Genomic DNA, 19,991 nt, shown 5'->3' with positions numbered 1-19,991 from the left:
TAGGTAAGAGGTGCGAATGAGTTCCGCTGATTGGCAAATTCAACTAAATTGGCAAGATCCGTCTACTGGCGAAGCAAGGCAAGAGCAATTCACCCCACCGATCGCGATCGGTAAGGATGCGTCTATCCTCCCGTCAGAAATTTCAGGATTGCCAACAGCACATCTCGTGCTTAGCGATCGGCAGGTTTCGCGCTATCACGCCACGATCGCCCTCGATCCTAGCAGTACTGAAAACCTACTCCTCATCGACCAGAACAGTACCAACGGCGTGGCTGTTAATGGCGCGCGCCAAAGTCGTGTTGCCTTAAATAGCGGCGATCGCATCCAAATTGGCACCGTTGAGATCCAAATTACGTTTTCCGTCCCTACTTCCGCTGCTACAGTAGTGGCACCAATCGGCTCGCCTCAAGCCGCAAACGCAACTGCTCCAATCTCCAAGCCTGCTCCACCTGTTATTCCCTCAATTCAACTTTCATGGGAAGATCCCACCACAGGCGAACTCCAGAAGCATTCATATCAGGCTCCAATTGTCCTGGGTAGAGAAGAGGCACGCATGCCATCAGAAATCAGAGGTTTGCCTGTCACTAAATTAAAGTTTAATAGCCTGCAAGTTTCTCGCTATCACGCCTCGATCGATATCGCACCAGCTAATCCCTTGCAATTTGAGATTAGCGATCGCAATAGTTCGGGTGGAACTTATATCAACGGTCAACGCCAGACTAGTCAAGTCCTGGCTAACGGCGATGTCATTCAAATTGGCACCTACTACATTACGGTATCTTTAAATCAATCTGAGACTCAATCTGGCAAAGCAAGCTCGTCCGCTGGCGCATCAACTATCCTGTTTAATCCATCTACGGGGTTGCCAGATCCCAAGCTAGCTGCGACTCAAGCTGTCACTGGCGTGCCAGCCACCGTGCAGGCATTTCCACCACCCAGCTTTTATATCCCAAAGGTCATCGTTCAAGATCTTTACGCCACGGGACTGCCCGTATACGAAACCACCTATATCGCAGTTGGGGCTGGCTTGGGGAGTTTCATCTGGACGGATTTACTGAGAATTTATGGTGTATCTACCGATAAAATCGCCGCGATCGGTTTAGAACCAAAACCATACGCCCGCTATCAACGGCTTTGCCTTAATTCCCAAATCCCTGCCTACGAACGATTGCGTTCAAATTCAGATTCTTGCCCCGATAACATTTGGGGTTGGCCCAGCTACGCCCTACGGGAAGCCTGGCACGATGCCATACGCGGCCACATGGGTGGAGCTTTGAAGTATCTCTGGCAAGTATTTGCAGAACCAACCCTGGCGGAAACCTACACTCCTAGATCGGGCAATGTATTTGATTCCATCGATCGCGAAACCAAGCGCGTTGGCTGGGAGCAAACCTACCGCTACGGGCGCGTTCTGGCAATTCGCAAGACTACGGATGGGCGCTATGCGATCGCCGTTTCACTGGGGCAGGGCAAGCATTGCTTCTGGATCGGCCAGTACGTGCATCTCTCTCCTGGCTATGCTGCCATTCAGTTTTTACCAGATTTGCAAGAATACCGTACCAGCACGAACGACTTCACCTCTGTAGTCAATGCCTACGAAGAACACGATCATGTCTACAACCATTTAGAGAAACATGGCGGCACGGTCATGATTAGAGGCAGGGGCATTGTAGCATCGCGGATCGTGCAGCGCATCCACGAGGCAAGGCGCAAGAATCCCAACATTTCGCTATTGCATTTGATGCGATCGCCGAAGCCCCAAGGCAACAAATATGGTGTTGCACAGCGTCAAGTAGAAAACCACTACGAATTTCAACCATTCAACTGGCCCAAAGCTTGCTGGAGCGGCGATCTGCGCGTTGAGTTGGAAGCCGCCGATCCCAGACGTCGCCAGGAACTGCTCGCTGATTGGGGCGGTACTACCACCGCCGATCGCGGCGACTGGAAGCGCATCGTCCAAGAAGGACTGGATCGGGGCTGGTATCAAATCGTCTTTGGAGAAGTAGAGCGGGTGGAACAATCGCCTGAAAAACGCACGATTACCTATATCCACGAGCGCGGTTTCAGAGGAGAAATCAAGTTAGAAGCTGACTTTATTATTGATGCCACGGGTTTAGATGCCAAAGTGAAAGTCAATCCCTTATTTGCCGATCTCATCGATCATTACCAACTACCAATTAACGGACTCGGTCGGCTTACGGTCACCAACGATTTTGAACTCGCAGAGATGAGGAACGATCGCGGATATATGTTTGCTGCTGGCGCTCCCACCCTGGGTGGGCCATACGCCGCCGTTGATAGTTTCCTCGGCTTGCAATTTGCCGCGTTGACTTCCGTAGATCGACTGGTATCTCTGAGAGCACCGCAGTTGAGATATCTCAATGGCTTCAGTTCCCTCGGACAATGGCTGAAATGGGTATTCAATAAACCTCCTTCGTAATGTAAGGGTTTAGCATTTGCACCGAATTCTTTCGTTTAAGGCAGAGATTAACATACAAATGGTAAACCCCTGCGTCCACCACCAACCACCAACCACCAATAAAAAATGACACCTACACTTCTTGGCAGATGGCAAACACGACTACTCCTACTCGCGACGGTTGGAGTTTTAATTACCATTCCCTTTGCTCTTGGCTTCAACGATACTAAGCTTTACTGGATTTTGGGTTATGTCGCTTTTTTTGGTGTCTTTTTTTGGGATGTTTTGTATGACTATCTCCAAAAAAGACGCTGGGATCGCGACTGGCCTGGTGTATATCAACTAGCTGCTGGAGTTTGGGAGGCAATATTCCTAGGAATTCTATTTAGTTTGTTCGGCAGAGTATTGCCAGGGCTAGATAGTTTTAATCTAGGCATAAATCTAGGCATATTTATTTTGCATTATAGTTGCGTTTGGTTGGGGATCTATATCGTGTCACAATCTCTCATGCGGATTGTTTTTCCCCGCTGGCGCTTTCGCGGCGGTCAGTGGTTATAGGGGGGCATAAATGTAATATAGCGGTTTTCAATTGAGAACGGGTTTTATTTTTGGGGTGAAGGGGTTTCACCCCTTCTTGGGGGCAACACCCCCAAACCCCCTACTCCTTCCGATCTGAAAACCGCTATAGATACGGCATGACATTTGTAACGATCGTTAAATTACATTTGTCAGATGTGGGAGCTTGTTCTTTAGGATACCTTAGATTAAGATGTTACGCAGCCCTTCCAACGCTTTTGCAAGTAGGGTAGCGCTTCTTTCTCTATTCCCATATCCTGAAGAGGTAGACAAATGAGCAACAAGATCTCGGCAACTCAAGTCTCTCTCCCAAAAGGTGGAGGCGCGATTCAGGGGATCGGCGAAACATTTCAGTCAGACGAGTTTACCGGAACTGCCTCGCTGTCTATCCCCATCCCCACGTCGCCCTGTCGGGGTTTTGAGCCAAAACTGAGCGTGGAGTACAGTTCTGGTGCAGGAAATGGGATTTTTGGCTTGGGATTTGGCCTGTCTATTCCCAATATTTCCCGCAAAACCTCGAAGGGGATTCCCACATACGATGAGTCGGATACCTTTCTGATTTCCAATGCTGAAGATCTGGTTCCCATTGATGGAGGGCAGCGCCACGAAACCGCTAACAATGCGACCTATCAAGTCACTACTTACCAACCTCGCTTAGAAGGACTGTTTGCCCGCATCGAGCACTGGTGTAACACGGCCTCAGATGGAGATTCCTATTGGCGCGTAACCAGCAAAGATAACATAACCAGTATTTTTGGCAAAGACGAGACCGCCAGAATAGTCGATCCGGATAGCCATTCCCATATTTTTCAATGGCTGCTTTCTGAAACTTTTGAGGCTACGGGCGATCGCATTGTCTATGAATACGAATCGGAAAACGATGACAATTTACCTGCTGATGCCATCTATGAGGTAAACCGCACCCAGTCGGCTAACAAATACATCAAAACAATCAAGTATGGCAACGTCCAACCTTTTCAAGAAGGAAAGGTAATTCAAGACAATTGGATGTTTGAGGTGGTGTTTGATTATGGGGAGTACAACCTCGACGCGACCAATGCCAAACCCTACACCCCGGTGCAAAAATGGCTGAGTCGCCAGGATCCGTTTTCGACCTATCATGCGGGTTTTGAAATTCGCACCCACCGCCTGTGCCGCAATGTCCTGATGTTTCACCGCTTCAAGGAGTTGGGCAGCGACGCTATCCTTAACCCGGTTCTCGTCCATGCTACGCAATTCACCTATACCGAAGACTCTCATCTCACGCTGCTGGCGGCGGTTACGTCTACGGGCTATCGCCATGAGAACGGCAAATATCAAACTAAAAGTGTGCCGCCATTGGAGTTTAAATATACTGCTTTCCAGCCAGATAAGCAGGCTTTTGAGCCATTACTAGGAGGAAACGGTCAATCTTTGCCAGGACTGAATCTTTCGCCAGATTACTTGTTAATCGATTTGTACGGTGAGGGGATTCCGGGCATTCTCTACAACGACGGTAGAACGACCCTCTATTGGGAACCGGAGGGTGATGGGAATGGACAGGGAACGTCAACAACGGTGCGTTATGCTCCGCCTCTGGTTCCCCTCACTTTGCCGATTGAGAGCGATCGCCAGAAAATTAACCAGCGCTTGATGGATCTCACGGGCGACGGACAACTCGATCTCGTAGTCAGCACTCCAGCCAGTACGGGCTATTACGAAGCTAATCCCGATCGCACCTGGAATAATTTTCAGACATTTCCGGCCTTCCCCAACGATTTCTCCAATCCAAACAACTATCTGGTGGACGTAACTGGGGACGGACTGGCGGATATCCTGCTCGTGGAGAGCGATCGCATTTGGGTCTATCCGTCTCTGGGCAAGGATGGGTTTGGGGCACCGTCGATCTGCCTGCGAGACAAAAACAATGACCTGCCACTGACCAAACAGAGTGGGGCGAATGAAGTCATCCAGTTTGCCGATTTGCTTGGTTCGGGGCAGCAGCATCTCGCTCGCATTACCAATGGCAAGGTTGAGTGTTGGCCCAACCTGGGATATGGCAAGTTTGGCAAGCCAGTGCAATTAGACAACGCTCCCAAGTTTGAAGGGGATCTGGATGCTTCGCGGCTGTTTTTGGCAGACCTCGATGGTTCGGGAACTGCCGATCTGATCTATGTTTATCCGGATCGGGTAGAGGTATTTTTCAATCAGAGCGGCAATTCTTTCAAAGATCCTGTATCCATTACTCTGCCCAGTACGTGGGACAGGTTAGCGCAAATTGAATTTGCGGACATTCATGGCAATGGCACGACTTGTTTGGTCTTTAGCGAAACCCATCCCGAACCGCGCCATTGGTGTTACGATTTCAGCGGGACGCAAAAGCCCTATCTCTTGAACGAGATCGACAACAATCTTGGCGCAAAATCCACGATTACTTATAGCAGTTCGACTAAGTTTTACCTGGCGGATAAGAAGAAAGGAACTCCCTGGATCGTCAATCTGCCATTCCCAGTGCTCGTAGTAGAGAAGACAGAAAGTTTCGACTTGATTTCTCAAACCAAACTGGTCAGCACGTACAGTTACCATCACGGATTTTACGACGGCATCGAGCGGGAGTTTCGCGGCTTTGGCATGGTGGAGCGACAGGATGCGGAAACGCTGTCAGCCAATGCCCAACTTACGGATGTACCTCCTGTCTTGACCAAAACCTGGTATCACACGGGCGCATGGCAACAAAACGGGTCGCTGTCGCGGCAGTACGAACGAGAATATTTTCAAGGGGATACGCAGGCTCACCTGTTGCCTGATAGTGCGGTTGACTATTCTGTCTATACTGGCGGCAAACCCGATGATGACGCTCAGCGCGAGGCTTTTCGGGCGTTGAAGGGGACAGTGCTGCGGGAGGAAGTATTTGCGATCGATAATTCTTCGCTGCAAAGCAATCCCTATACGGTCTCGGAGACGAATTACCGTGTCAGGTTGCTGCAACCACAGGGAAGCCACAAATATGGGGTATATTTTGTCCATCCACAGGAAACCCTCACCTACCATTACGAGCGCAATCACCAAGATCCACGCATCCAGCACGATTTTGTCTTGGAAATCACTCCCTTCGGGAATGTTTTAAAGGCTTGTAGTGTTTCTTATGGCAGACGGGCAGACGCTAATATTACTGTTTACCCAGAACAGACTCAACTGAAAGCTACTGTCCAATTAGGGGAATTTATCGAGATAACAGAACCCTTCAGGCTGATCGGAGTTCCTTATGAACAGAAAGCCTTGGAAATCAATGGTTTGGATTTACAAGGGCAGCAATATTTCAGCCTTGACGCGATTCAGGAACAGATAAATGGGGCATTAAAGCAACAGGTCGCTTATGGTGTGCCATTTAGCGACAATGCTCTAAAATCTCGCCTAATCTCATGGCAACAATCCTATTTTTGGCATGAGCATCAAGAGCAAATGCTTCCTCTGGGACAGATAACAGCACAGGCTTTACTACACCATCAACAAGAAGCTGTTTTTTCCAATGAATGGCTGCAATCAGTCTATGGCAACAAATTAGACCAGACCATACTCAGTCGAGACGGGGGATATTTTCAGGAAGATAACGGCTACTGGTGGAATAAAGGGCTGGTACAACATTATTTTAAGCTCGAAGGGTTTTATCTATCTTGGCAAACTAAAAACGACTTCGCAGAACAAGCTGCACAAGCTGATGGACTGCAGGGGAAAATGATTGTCAGCTATGATTCCTACTATCTCCTACCCATCAAGACTGAAGCTTATCTCACGGATACAGAAAAGAATGTCACTACGGCAAGCATCGATTATCATAATCTAGCACCTTGGCAATTGACAGACGAAAATGGAGTGATTCATCAAGTCCTGTTCGATCCTTTGGGGATGGCGATCGCGACATCCATCTTTAAAGAGGCGACTGATGGATCGTCCAGAGAGGGCGACGGGGATCTCAGCCAGTTCAAAATCCCAATAGATGCGACTTTTGACAAGATCCTGGCTCAGAACTTGTCTGACAAAGAACTTGACAAGAATCTGGCGGATTATTTGCAGAAAGCGACGAGTTTCTTCTACTATGACCTGTTGGCTTGGAAAGAGCGTCAGCAACCCGTTAATCATATCAGTCTAGTGCGGCAAACTCATGTCAGCGATCTCAAATCAGGAGAACAATCTGTTATTCAGGTTTCTGTGGGCTATGCGGATGGTTTTGGCAGGGCGATTGAACAAAAGCTGTTAGTGGAACCGGGAGAAGCAATTCTACGGGACGAGGCAGGAAATTTACAAAGAGACGAGAATGGGCAGCCAGTGCGAGGGGAAATTCTGCAACGATGGCTGGTTTCCGGTCGCACCGTTTATAACAACAAGGGCAACCCTGCTGAACAGTACCTGCCTTATTTTTCTAACACGGCTCTCTACGAAACACAGTCGGAGATTGTCGCCGAAAAACTGGTGCCGCCGCCCACTGTGATGCATTACGATCCCTTGTTGCGCGTGATTAGAGTAGATACGCCCAAGAGCTTTTTCTCCAAGGTAGAGTTCACTGCTTGGGAAACCAAGCACTACGATCGGAACGATACGGTCAAAGACTCTGCCTACTACAAGAAATTTATAGACAACTATCCTGCCAACCCCACAGAAGAGCAAAAAAATGAAAAGGATGCCCTGGATAAAGCGGCAGTCTTTTACAATACACCGCAAATGATGGTGTTAGACAGCATGGGTAACGCTTTTCTAGAAATTCAAAACAATTTAGGAGCAGTGTCAGAGGAGGCTTTTAAAGATATTGTCAGTGGAGATATTACCTCAAAGGCAGTCTGGGATCTCTTAATTACTAAGGGTTATCTGAGCAAGGCAGAAGGCAATACTCAGGCATGGGTAACGAGTAAGTTCCGACCTTATAGCAGCGATTTCAAACCTGCATTTATATCAGATATGGCTCAGCCATTTGCCGAAGAAATAATCGATCTTTTAAGGCAAAACTGCTTGACTTCCTACCATAAATACGATACCCAGGGAAGACTGATAGAGTCCATCGATCCACGCCTTTATCATGCCAATCAGACTCAGGGCACAGCTTATTATAATTTCAAATATCAATATGCAATGGGTGAGGAGAATCCTGCTGCTACAGATAGTGCAGATGCTGGATTAGATCTAAGTCTGAACAATATTTTCGGCAGCTTTTTATGGATTAGAAGTGCGAGGAACTTCGACCAGGTGATTGCATACGATCGCTTCCAAAGAAAAACCAAAATTCGCATTAAAGGGCTTAAAAATGACGGCACGGTTGCCACTGACAATATTGTGGAAACCTATACCTATGGGGAAACTCATCCGCAGTCACAGGCTTGCAACTTGCGGGGACAACTTTACCAACACCAGGATCAATCGGGGCAGATTATTAATGGCAAATACAATATCCAAGGGCAATTACTGGAAACAACGCGGCAGTTTACTCAGGAGTACAAAGATTACATTAACTGGGAGACAGTTGTTAATTTAGAAACAGAAAGTCCCTACAAGCATCAATTTGCTTTTAATGCTTTACAACAGTTGATAACAGAAACTACCCCCGATGGTTCCATCACCACCAATACCTACAATCTATCCGGTTTGTTAGATCGGGTTTCAGTCAAATTCCCTGACGGCACACTACAGCCAATTATCAATCGCATCGAATACAATCAGAATCAACAACGGGTTGCTGTTGCCTATGGAAATGGAGTTAATACAACTTATACCTACGAAGATACTACGCTGCATTTAATTAAGCTTTTTAGTACGCGATTGGGCAAGGATGCTACAGGGAAGGATCGCCCAACGGTGCTTCAGGATATTACTTATACCTACGACCCCGTAGGGAATATTACCCGTCTTTTGGATAGGTCGCATGAAACCATTTTCTATAACAATCAAAAGGTAGAACCGCTTTCTGAATATACCTATGATGCGCTATATCGTCTGATCGAGGCAAACGGCAGGCAGCATCCAGGTATCAATGGCGCGACCTATAAGAATAACGAGAAGGATGGAGACTTTAAGCAGAGCAAGTTTATGCCGTTGGTTAATGATGCCAATAAACTGGAAAATTATACGGAAAGCTACACCTATGACGAGGCGGGAAATTTAATTACAACCGCTCATAGGGCAACGAATGCCTGGACGCGCAGTCAGGAAATCATGCCCGATTCCAATCGCTTAAAAACGATTCGCTCTGGCAATGGGGTTAATGATGCTCAGGATGTCAGTTATGACAATTCGGGAAACATGAGACAGTTCAAGATTAACAGTAATGTCAGCCTGACCTGGAGTTGTTGCGATAACTTAGTGAAGGTGGGAATTATCCAACGTCCTGACGAGATGGATGATAGCAATTATTACACCTATGACAGTAATGAGATGCGAACCCGCAAGGTATCGGAGCGGATGGCAAATGGTGGAGCGATCGTTTGGAAAGAGGAGAAAAGGTATTTAGGTAATTATGAGGAGAAATTCATCAAAAATGTAACCCAGAATGGGGAAGCCACTATTCTAAAGCGGCAAACGCTGATCGTGATGGGTGTCGTTATCCATTACTGGGAGCAGGATGATTCGCAACGGGAAGTTGACAAAGCGGGAACGAGAAGCCTGCGCTATCAACTGGGTAATCATCTGGGTTCGGTTTCTCTGGAGGTGGATAATGATGCGCAGATTATCAGCTATGAGGAGTACTTTCCTTATGGGGGAACGGCGTTGATTGCGGGGAGGAATCAGAAGGAGGTGAAGTTGAAGGAGTATCGGTATAGCGGCAAGGAACGGGATGATAGTACGGGGCTTTATTACTATGGTGCGCGGTATTATGCGCCCTGGTTGGGGCGGTGGATGAATCCCGACCCAGCGGGGACGGTGGATGGGTTGAATGTGTATGCGTTTGTGGGGGGGAATCCCACTAGTTTTGTCGATCTGACAGGAATGAACATAAGCACTTCAAACTTTACATATTTAAGACCCCAAGACCAAACTGTTCAATATCTTATTCAGGATGCCCAAAAAATCCATAAGAAGCTTAGGTTTCGTTCTGAGTCTACCGTTGCCACTTCGGAACTAAGTAACGGTACTTATATTGCCACTCTTAATGGTAGAGGGTCATTTAGCCAGCAGCAGATTCAAAATCTTAGTCAACGTAATTTCAATTTTCCACTTAGATTTTTAAAATCGAAAGAGTTGGAGTCAAACAAAAGGCAGACAACAATTAACTCAGGGGAAACAAAGTCTTTAAGAGTAGCGGGACTTGGAAATGTATCTTTTAAAATAAAGACAAATAATTCCAGATTGAAAGTGTGGTTCAGCGGTAATATTTTCAGGAAAGCCTTAACAAATGGGAAAGGAGAACTATCTCTTGATTCAACAGTATTCCAAACTGTAGTTCGCGCAGCAAAAATATCAGTAAAGAATGTACAGAATGTACAATCAAGTGCGGGCAGGCATACTGTAATCATAACGTCTTATCCTCATGCAGAGACGCATGCAAAACGTTTTGCAGCAAAAAGACAGTTAAGGGTACAAAAATCCGGATCGGATAAACCAACGTGTCTTAATTGCGCAAATTTGCATGAGCAGGCGCAAACAGTATTTGGTGATGTTACTCGGGCATCAGCAAATTGGACTCCTCCATAGAGAATTGCAATGGAGAAAGAAGATGATAAAAGTGCTACTCAAACCATTTTAGATTGATTTGATAAACAAAGCTCGGCTCTTTCTAAAATATCAGTGACTTTGTACTGTTCGGTTAGTAAAAACGAGGAAACTAAAATGGCAACTATTAAAATCTCGGATAACAATCTCGATCGCTTTTACAGTCAAAACTCGGATTTTGACATCCTTAAGTTTAATTTTAGCGATCGAGCTGAACTGTCCCAGTTACACTGGCAGGGGTTGGAGCAGGAGCAAGTAACAATCCTGGAGCTATTAAAAAAATATCAGCGATTACTGCGGCTGCATCCCGAACCATCTGTTGCTACTGCCCTGTTGAACTCACCGCTGCCCCAGTCCGTAGAACCTGCACCTACTTCTGGAGAAGCTCTGACTGCTACCCTGGCTGTCAGTGCCACGCAACCCAAACGCAGCCTTGACTCTGCCCATGCCATAGCTGCCATACCGCAGGCACAGTTCGTCAGAGACTATGGGGCAACTGTCGGTGGTGAAGCAGTTGCTAAAGAAATTCATCAAAATGCCACGGCGGTGAAAGCTAAAACGACTCTTTTGTGGGCAAATGTCCATAATACGGTTGCATCGCCTCATTTTCGGGCAATGCTGACTAATAATGTGGGGGATGATATCCATCAATTTGAGAATTTCCCTGATTATCAAGAAGTATTCGGTAGCCTTAATTACTACGAATGCGAACATTGCCATTCTATTTTCAGTCCCGCCGCCTATTTTGTCGATTTGATGCGGATAACTGAGGCATCGATTACAACTAAAAACAACATCGATTCGAAATCCACCCTCAAGTTTCGCCGCCCCGATCTCGCACAAATCCCCCTCACCTGCGAGCAAACCAACGATCTGGTTCCTTACCTCGACATCGTTAACAAGGTCGTAGCCCTTCAGGTAGATGGTTTAAAAGATAACCCTAGCCTACCCACAACGCCCGAAGACCAAAAGACAACGCCCGAAGACCAAAAGATAGATGGTGCCTATAAATTCCTCGCAACCGCAACCTATCCCTTTAACCTACCGTTTAATTTGCCACTAGAGCAAATCCGCAGCTATCTTGGTCAACAAAAAACAGACCTCGCTTCCATCTACAAAACCTTTAATGTTTCAGAAGGAGCGATTGCTAGAGAAATTTTAGGGCTTTCAATTGAAGAATGCAACCTCATAACTACTCCTAAACCTACCGAAACAGATTTACTGAGCGTCTATGGGATTGCTGTTGCGGGAATTAACCTCGGCGGTCTGATAAATCTGGACACCTTCCTACACCAGACAGGATTATCCCGACAAGAATTACACGACCTACTTTATCAAAACTTGTCGCAAAAAGAGTTGAATAGCGGTTTAGCTCATCATTTCTATATCAACCAAGTTCTAGAAAGCCAATATCTTCAGATTGTAAGTAACCAGAAGGCTCCCGATACTATCCAGAATCTTAACCTGGCAACTCTAGACCGAATTAATCGCTTCGTGCGCCTTGCCAAAAAACTCAACTGGTCGTTTGCCGATCTCGATTGGGTACTGACCTCGATTGGTGTAACTGGAACCAAGGATATAGATCTGGATGCCATCCAAAAAATCGCCAAGATCGCACAACTACAAGCAAAATTGAATCTGCCTTTGGATGTACTGTGTAGTTTTTGGCATGACATTAAAACCATTGGTGTAGGAGATGCCGAGACTTCCCAAGCACGTTTCGATCTTATCTTCAACAATGCTGAACTTCTGAACGGCAAGCCCCCCTATCATCCTGCTTATTCTGGAAATTCGCTCTATACATGTACTGCACTCACACTCCCAACTGAAAACAGCGGAAATACTGATAATGCTCCCATAGCCCTCACACCCCCACATATAAAAAGTAAAATTGCCGCCGGATTGCGAATTAGCCTGGATGATTTAACAGCCCTTGTAGAGGCATTTTGGGGTACCGATAAGAATCTAACTGTGGAAAACCTTTCAGTTCTCTATCGTCATACTATCCTCGCATCACTGCTGAGACTCCCCATCGACCAATATCTAATTTTCTTGCATTTGATCGGTAAAAAGTTGTCAATTTTTTCCATCGACGATCTTGACTATGTCTTGGAAAGTGCTTTATGGTTGGGGAATTTAGGTTGCAACGTCTACGAACTAGACTACATCTTGAATGGAATCGAAAGCAAATTTGTAGATAAGAAATACAAAGGTGAAGATATTCAACCATTCTTAAAAACACTTTGGGCTTTGAGCCTCAGTCCACAACCCGAAATTAAAGTCAGTGACATCACAGACTGGACTGGCTTTGTAACTAAACTGAATCCCCCACCAGGTCAAAGCACCCGAACAGGTCTAATAACGCTTTCTCAAGACATTCAGACGGCATTGGCTTTGACACTACACTCGGCACAAACAGAAACAAGTAATACAAGTCTGTCAGAAACACAAAAATGCACGATTATCCAGGATTTGAATGACTTCTGTAAACGTCCAGATTTTTACCAAACTCCGGGATTATCAACTGTTGCAGAAGAAGCCCAAAAACTTTTGACATCAAAAGAAGTTCTCTCTCAAAACGAAATTCAAAAGCTCAATCGTTTACTACTGGAAGCATCTTATCCCGAAATTGCTAAGAGCAATATCAGTAAAATTGGGGACGAATGGAAAGAGAAACTGATCGAACAGTTGGCTACATTTTTAGGAAGTACAACAGATATAATCAAGGCTCTCCTTGATTTAATTCCTAAACTCACACCCTTCTTGCCTATACAAGTCTCTAATCGTGTACATAGCTATATCGATATATTTTTAACTCCAGACCCCAGCAATCGCAATTTTGAGTACATTGAGCAAGTCATAAGTGCTTTATCCAGAGGGTTGGTGCTGAACCAGAAACTCCAGTTTACTCAAACTGAAATTGCCAGCGTTCTTAGTCATCCTACTTGCTACGGCATTGCATCAGATTTCCAGAACTTGAGTATCGATAATATAAAAAGCCTTTACACTTTTAAACAATTGACTAAGGCTTGTAACGACACTCAGGATGAGTTAATCCAGTATTTTGCTGAATTCTCATCGCTAGCTGATTCGGAGAATAAAACAAAGGCAACTCAATTAGAAAAAATCACAGGTTGGAAACAAGAGCAAATTGAGGAACTTGCAACAACCAATTTTATGGGTGTTGCCAACCTCTATAACTCGGTTGAAGGAATTGCCAAGCTCAAAAACGCTTTCGACCTAAGTAAATCACTGGGAGCGGATATATCTTTTTATCGGCAGATAAAAGCTCTAGCGACTATGAGCGCCGCAGACAATGATAACTGGAAAGCCTACAACGAAACGGCCCAATCAATTGCTCAAATTGTCAAGGCAAAGTATAGCGATGATGACTGGGCAAAAGTCAGCGACAAGCTAAATAGTACGCTCAATGAGCTAAAGCGCAATGCCCTAACTGGATATGCCCTATGGAAGCTCAATCAGGAAGACCATAGTTTTAAAACTCTACGCAATCTGTCAGAATACTTGCTGATTGACGTAGAGACTACAGGGTGTGCCACGATTTCCTACATCAAGCAGGCCATTCTCTCACTGCAAATGTACATGCAACGCTGTCGGCTAAACGTGGAACCAGGCGTACTCAATGTGAATATTCCAGAAGTCTGGTGGGAGTGGATGCTAAATTACCGAATTTGGGAAGCCAACCGCAAAGTTTTCCTCTATCCAGAAAATTACATCGAACCGAATCTCAGGAAGAGCAAATCCGATCTGTTTAAAGAACTAGAATCGGAGTTAATGCAATCTGATATCACTCAAGAATCAGTCGAAGCTGCCTATTACAATTACTTTGATAAATTAGCAGAACTGGCGAAGCTGCGTATAGCTGCAACATACCGTTGTTTTGTCCAACAACCAGATAGCTCAAAACTCGATACCCTCTTTATTTTCGGTCGAACTGCCACCGAACCATACACCTATTATTACCGCGAGTGCCTCAATCCAACTAATAATCCCCCAACCTGGAATCCCTGGTCAAAAATCGATATCCACATTAACTCGGATTATATCTCTCCCGCTTTTGCCTTCAATAAGCTCTTTGTCTTTTGGGTCGAAATCACAGAGAATAAGACCTCGACCCTGATGAATGGTATGACTGAAAAAACTACTATTCAAAAAGCAACGATTAAGTTCACGTTCCAGACAGTCAGCAAGAAATGGGTTCAGCCCCAAACACTTTCTAAAGATATTGTAGTTAGTACTACTACTGGCGATCGCTCTACTTCTACTACTGACTTGGATGCATTTTTGAAGAAGGTTTATCCGCTTACTATCCCTGGGCAAGGTACAGAATCAGAAAAGTTTCTGGTTTTGTTTGCAGACATTCCTAAACCTCCAACACTAACCAGTGATTTGTTGATAGAGAGTCAGACTTTAAGTGGCAGAATGCCAAAGCCTCTTGATAATTATCTTGGTGATTTTTGTTCCTCGCACCCACCAGTAATAGCCAACCGTCCGTCGGATAAAAATCTACCCTTGCCAGTAGCCAACTGGCCAATGAATGAGATGTCTGGGGAAACCGTTCATGCTACTAATACTGATTTCAACGGGACGTTGTTAAACGTTGATAAGTCTCACAATAACTGGGAGTTGGCTGAAGATTTTCCTGGAGGTTATCGTTATGTATTGCAATTGAATTTTCATAGTGATACCACGTATAGTTTCGTTAATCTACCTGTTATGGATTTTGATTATTCTCAAGGATTCACTATAGAAGCTTGGGTATGTTTTAAGAAATATTATCGTGGGTCGCGAATCATTGATTTCAGTGATAACAAAGCACAAAATGGAATTATCTTTGCTAGCGACTACGAGGATGGGAAGACCCTCTTATTTGGAAGAATTAGAACACCAGAGGTTTCACCAGCCAATACTTGGATGCACTTAGTAGCAACCGTCGATGCTTCAGGAACTGGCAAAATTTATAGGGATGGGGAACTGATCAAAGTAGGTCAAATGGACGTTCCCAAAAACATCTTACGAAATTCTTGCTATTTCGGTAAAAGTAGTCAAGACGACGGAAAAAGCAACCCTGATGCTTATTTTAGTGGTCGAATGGCTGGAATCCGCATTTGGAATGTAGGTCTTACCTCCGATCAGATCCTTTCTTCCATTTTTCACTGCCCTCCTCTACTAACTACAGAAGTCTCGCAGAATAACAGCTTTACTCTCACCGTTAAGAACCAGCCTGGGTGGTTCACCTTTGATAACGGCGACGAAGCTTTTCTGGTTATGCCACAGGCAGAGAAACTCAAACCAATCAGCGATTCCTTAGTGGTTGAGACTGATTCAAATGGAGCTATAACGTTATCTTATACTGATAATCCGCCATCGAACTCAGAGAAATATACCTTTACAAGATTAACAACCAGTACGGTTCGACATTTGAGCCAAAAAGCGTTTATTGGCGGAATAGACCATTTATTAACGCCGGACTCACAACTCACCCCCGAACTCAACTTCGCTAGGTTTAATCCGTCAAATCTAGTCATTCCACCGACCAGTAAGGCACTGGACTTTAACGGTTCCTATGGACTGTACTTCCAAGAAATCTTCTTCCATATCCCATTTTTAGTCGCTAACACCCTCAACGCCAACCAACGCTTTGCCGAGGCTCAGAAGTGGTATCACTATATTTTCAATCCCACTCAACAAATTCAACCTAACAGCCAGAGTTGGAATTCCGATCGCTTTTGGCGTTACCTACCCTTCCGAGGCAATACCCTTAAAAAGCTCGAAGCGATTTTAACCGACGATAAGGCGATCGCTGCTTACAATAACGATCCCTTTGACCCTCATGCGATCGCCCAGCTAAGAATTGGGGCTTATGAAAAAGCGATCGTGATGAAATATATCGATAACCTATTGGACTGGGGCGATAACCTTTTTGCTCAGGACACTTGGGAGTCAATTACCCAGGCAACCTTGCTCTATCTATTAGCTTACGACCTGCTAGGAGCAAAACCCGAAGACTTAGGCAAGGAGAAATCTCCACAGCCTGAAACATTCCAATGTATCCAAACCCAATATAAGGATAAGATTCCGCAGTTTTTAATCGAGTTGGAGCAACTTGTTGGCACTGGTCAAAGCTCAAGCTTAACCAATACTCCCTTCAACGATATCAACGCTTACTTCTGCGTCAGTGAAAACGAACAATTTACCGCCTATTGGGATCGGGTAGAAGATCGATTGTATAAAATCCGCCACTGCCAGAACATAGAGGGAGTCATGCGTCAACTAGCTCTCTTTGAACCTGCGATCGATCCCAACCAACTCGTTCGTGCCGTGGCGAGTGGTAATCTGCCGATGAGTGTGGTGTCAGGTCTGAGAGCAGAAGTTCCCAACTATCGTTTTGACTATATGTTAGAGCGTGCGAAGAATATCACCTCCACCGTCATCCAGCTTGGATCGTCACTCCTAAGTGCTTTAGAGAAAAAAGATGCAGAACAGATCTCCTTGCTGAAAGCAACCCAAGAGTCAGCTATTTTACGGCTGATCCAGATGACCAAGGAAAAACAAATTACGGAAGCTCAGGCAAATGTGGATTCTCTGAATAAGAGCCTCGACGCAGCCCAAAATCGACTTAACCATTATCAAAACTTGATTGACGGCAAATGGAATGCCGCTGAAATAGCGAGCGTTGCGCTAGCTGGAGATGCTATTCTAACTGAAGTAGCTGCAACCGTGTCTAACACTCTGGCAGCGCCTGCTTATTTAACCCCTGATATCTATGGACTCGCTGATGGTGGGATGAATTTTGGTGCTGCCGTAGCGACAATAGGCGCATCGTTGAGTGGAACTGCCAATACACTCAATCAAGGATCTTCTCTGGCTGGAGCGATCGCCCAATATCAGCGCCGTGCCGAAGACTGGCAACTACAACTGCAAATGGCTCAAGATGATGTCGCTCTCATTACCCAACAAATTACTGCCAGCCAAATTAATCTTGATATTGCCACCGCCGAACTGAATGCACACCTGAAGAGCATCGAACAAGCCAATGAAGTTGAAAACTTCTTCCAAAATAAGTTTTCCAACCAAGATCTATACCAATGGATGGTTAGCCGCCTAGCTATTCTGTATTTCCAGACCTTTAAAATCGCCTTAGACATGGCGCTAGCTGCCCAAAAAGCCTATCAATACGAACTCAATCAAGATGATACTTACATCAGCTTCGATTATTGGGACAGTTTGAAGAAAGGACTCTTAGCTGGCGAAGGCTTGATGCTGGGATTGAACCAACTCGAAAAAGCCTATATTGAGGGCAATTTCCGTACCCTAGAAATTGAGAAAACCATCTCTCTCTCTGAGTTAGATAAAATAAATAAAAAACATGCCCTTAATGCCCTGAAAACAAACGGGACATGCACAATTGATTTGAGCGAAAAACTCTTCGATCTGGACTTTCCCGGTCACTACTGCCGTCAAATCAAGACAATCTCTATTTCCATCCCAGCAGTCATCGGCCCCTATCAAAATATTAAGGCAACCTTAACCCAACTATCTGACAAAACACTGATTAAACCAGATGTAGGTGCAGTCGAATACTTACTTGGCAATTCGAGTACGCAGCCAGATACATCTATTCTCAGAAGCAGTTGGCGACGCAATCAAAAAATCGCTCTTTCTAGGGGTGTAAATGATTCTGGTTTGTTTGAGTTGAATTTCAGAGACGAGCGCTATCTGCCCTTTGAAGGCACGGGAGCGGTTTCCACCTGGGAACTCAGCTTACCAAAAGAAACCAATAAACAGATTGATTTTGACAATCTGACTGATGTAATCATCAATTTGAGTTACACGGCCCTTGATGCTGGAGAAGGTGAGTTCAAAGAAGCCGTCCATAGTATCGTCTTTTCCCAAAAAACTACCAAAATACAGCAGAAGGTTTAGGGATCGGTGCGATCGCAAATGACCATGACACGGAATATTGTCCTAGGGACAATCCCCCTGTGGTTGCCCCGATGCGTAAGGGGTAGGCACTACCCCTACAGATCCTGTTATATCCTCTCGAACCTAGGCTAGCTAGTCGTCCCATCTTATTTCAGTGCCATTCCATTATACATAATAAAACTTCATGTATTAATGCCTATTCAAACAGCCGATTAACTGTATTTCCCCTAACTTTACCCGCTTTTTGATAGCTTAATTAGCGATTATAATATTCCCATTACAGTGGGATAGTTTCTACCTGGATCGAACACCAATGTTACACAACTTCAAACTCGGAACAAAGTTTAACTTACTGCTAGTATCGGTGTTTTTAATTGGCATCTTAATTAGCGGAGCCGCTTTGGCAGCGATCTTGAATCGCAGTGCTGAGAACCAAGTTACCAATAAGGCTCTAATTCTAATTCAAGCCATGAACTCGGTTCGTAACTATACCAGCACGCAGGTAAACCCACTGTTAAAAGACAGACTGAAAACTGAGCCTGAATTTTTAGCGCAGACAGTACCAGGCTACTCGGCACGAGAGGTGTTTGAGAACCTGCGGAGTAATAAAGAATACAGCGATTTCTTCTACAACGAAGCCACATTAAACCCCACAAATCGGCGCGATCTAGCTGACGACTACGAAAAAGGTTTGATCGAACGCTTTCGCAGCGACCAAAATCTTAAGGAGTTAACGGGCTTTCGTACTTTCCCTGGCGGAAACCTCTATTACATTGCTCGCCCGATCGCTGTTAAAAGTCAAAGTTGTCTAGAATGCCACAGTACGCCAGAGGCTGCTCCTAAAAGCCTGATCGCTACCTATGGACGTAGCGGCGGGTTTGGTTGGCAGCTAAACGAGATTGTGGGAGCGCAAATTATTTCCGTCCCTGCTAGTGAAGTTGTAAACACTACCAGACAATCGCTGCTGCTGGTAATGTCGGCAGTAGGCGGAGTTTTCGCAATTACCATCCTGCTAATTAACCTCATGCTCCGCCAGGCAGTAATTAAGCCGCTCAACCGTATGGCTATGGTCGCGCATGATGTGAGCGTAGGTAAGTTAGACTCCGAGTTTCAGCAAACATCCCACGATGAAATTGGCGTACTGGCAGCAGCATTCAATCGCATGAAGTTGAGCCTGTCTATGGCGATGGAGATGCTGAATAAACAGCAGTAGACGCTTCGGGTTACACGCGACAAAATCTATGTATTAATGTCTATTTAAATGGCCGCTTAATTGTATTTTCCTTAACTTTCCAAGCTTTTAATAGCTTGTTAGCAAATTATAATTTCGATATGTATATAGCCGTAGACAGATCTGTTAGGACAGGGGGTGTGG

General features: G+C 45.3%; 5 protein-coding genes. All 5 read left to right on the top strand.

Annotation, left to right across the window (positions count from 1 at the left end; genetic code table 11):
* Nucleotides 1-16: 16 nt before the first annotated feature.
* The 5 genes from PSE6802_RS0112265 to PSE6802_RS0112245 all read left to right on the top strand — a co-directional run bounded on the left by PSE6802_RS0112265 (nucleotide 17) and on the right by PSE6802_RS0112245 (nucleotide 19,829).
* Entirely contained in the window at nucleotides 17-2,440 is a 2,424-nt protein-coding gene (locus tag PSE6802_RS0112265) for an FHA domain-containing protein (protein WP_019500355.1), read from the top strand.
* A 105-nt stretch (nucleotides 2,441-2,545) separates the two neighbouring features.
* Entirely contained in the window at nucleotides 2,546-2,977 is a 432-nt protein-coding gene (locus tag PSE6802_RS0112260; protein WP_019500354.1) for a hypothetical protein, read from the top strand.
* A 291-nt stretch (nucleotides 2,978-3,268) separates the two neighbouring features.
* On the top strand, nucleotides 3,269-10,651 hold the full coding sequence (locus tag PSE6802_RS28795) for a SpvB/TcaC N-terminal domain-containing protein (RefSeq protein WP_019500353.1): 7,383 nt from the start codon (nucleotides 3,269-3,271) through the stop codon (nucleotides 10,649-10,651).
* Nucleotides 10,652-10,786: 135 nt separating this feature from the next.
* Nucleotides 10,787-18,616 (top strand): Tc toxin subunit A-related protein, encoded by a 7,830-nt coding sequence (locus tag PSE6802_RS0112250; RefSeq protein WP_019500352.1) that lies wholly within the window; start codon nucleotides 10,787-10,789, stop codon nucleotides 18,614-18,616.
* Between the two features lie 313 nt (nucleotides 18,617-18,929).
* On the top strand, nucleotides 18,930-19,829 hold the full coding sequence (locus PSE6802_RS0112245) for a c-type heme family protein (protein ID WP_019500351.1): 900 nt from the start codon (nucleotides 18,930-18,932) through the stop codon (nucleotides 19,827-19,829).
* Nucleotides 19,830-19,991: the final 162 nt, after the last annotated feature.

Origin of the sequence: Pseudanabaena sp. PCC 6802 (assembly GCF_000332175.1) — a bacterium.
Lineage (GTDB): Bacteria > Cyanobacteriota > Cyanobacteriia > Pseudanabaenales > Pseudanabaenaceae > PCC-6802.
Note: the sequence above shows the minus strand (reverse complement) of the source record. Positions and strands in the feature narration are given on the sequence as shown.

Coding starts and splice junctions, on each gene's coding strand:
- PSE6802_RS0112265 (WP_019500355.1), top strand. CDS start 17: ATGAGTTCCGCTGATTGGCAAATTCAACTAAATTGGCAAGATCCGTCT.
- PSE6802_RS0112260 (WP_019500354.1), top strand. CDS start 2,546: ATGACACCTACACTTCTTGGCAGATGGCAAACACGACTACTCCTACTC.
- PSE6802_RS28795 (WP_019500353.1), top strand. CDS start 3,269: ATGAGCAACAAGATCTCGGCAACTCAAGTCTCTCTCCCAAAAGGTGGA.
- PSE6802_RS0112250 (WP_019500352.1), top strand. CDS start 10,787: ATGGCAACTATTAAAATCTCGGATAACAATCTCGATCGCTTTTACAGT.
- PSE6802_RS0112245 (WP_019500351.1), top strand. CDS start 18,930: ATGTTACACAACTTCAAACTCGGAACAAAGTTTAACTTACTGCTAGTA.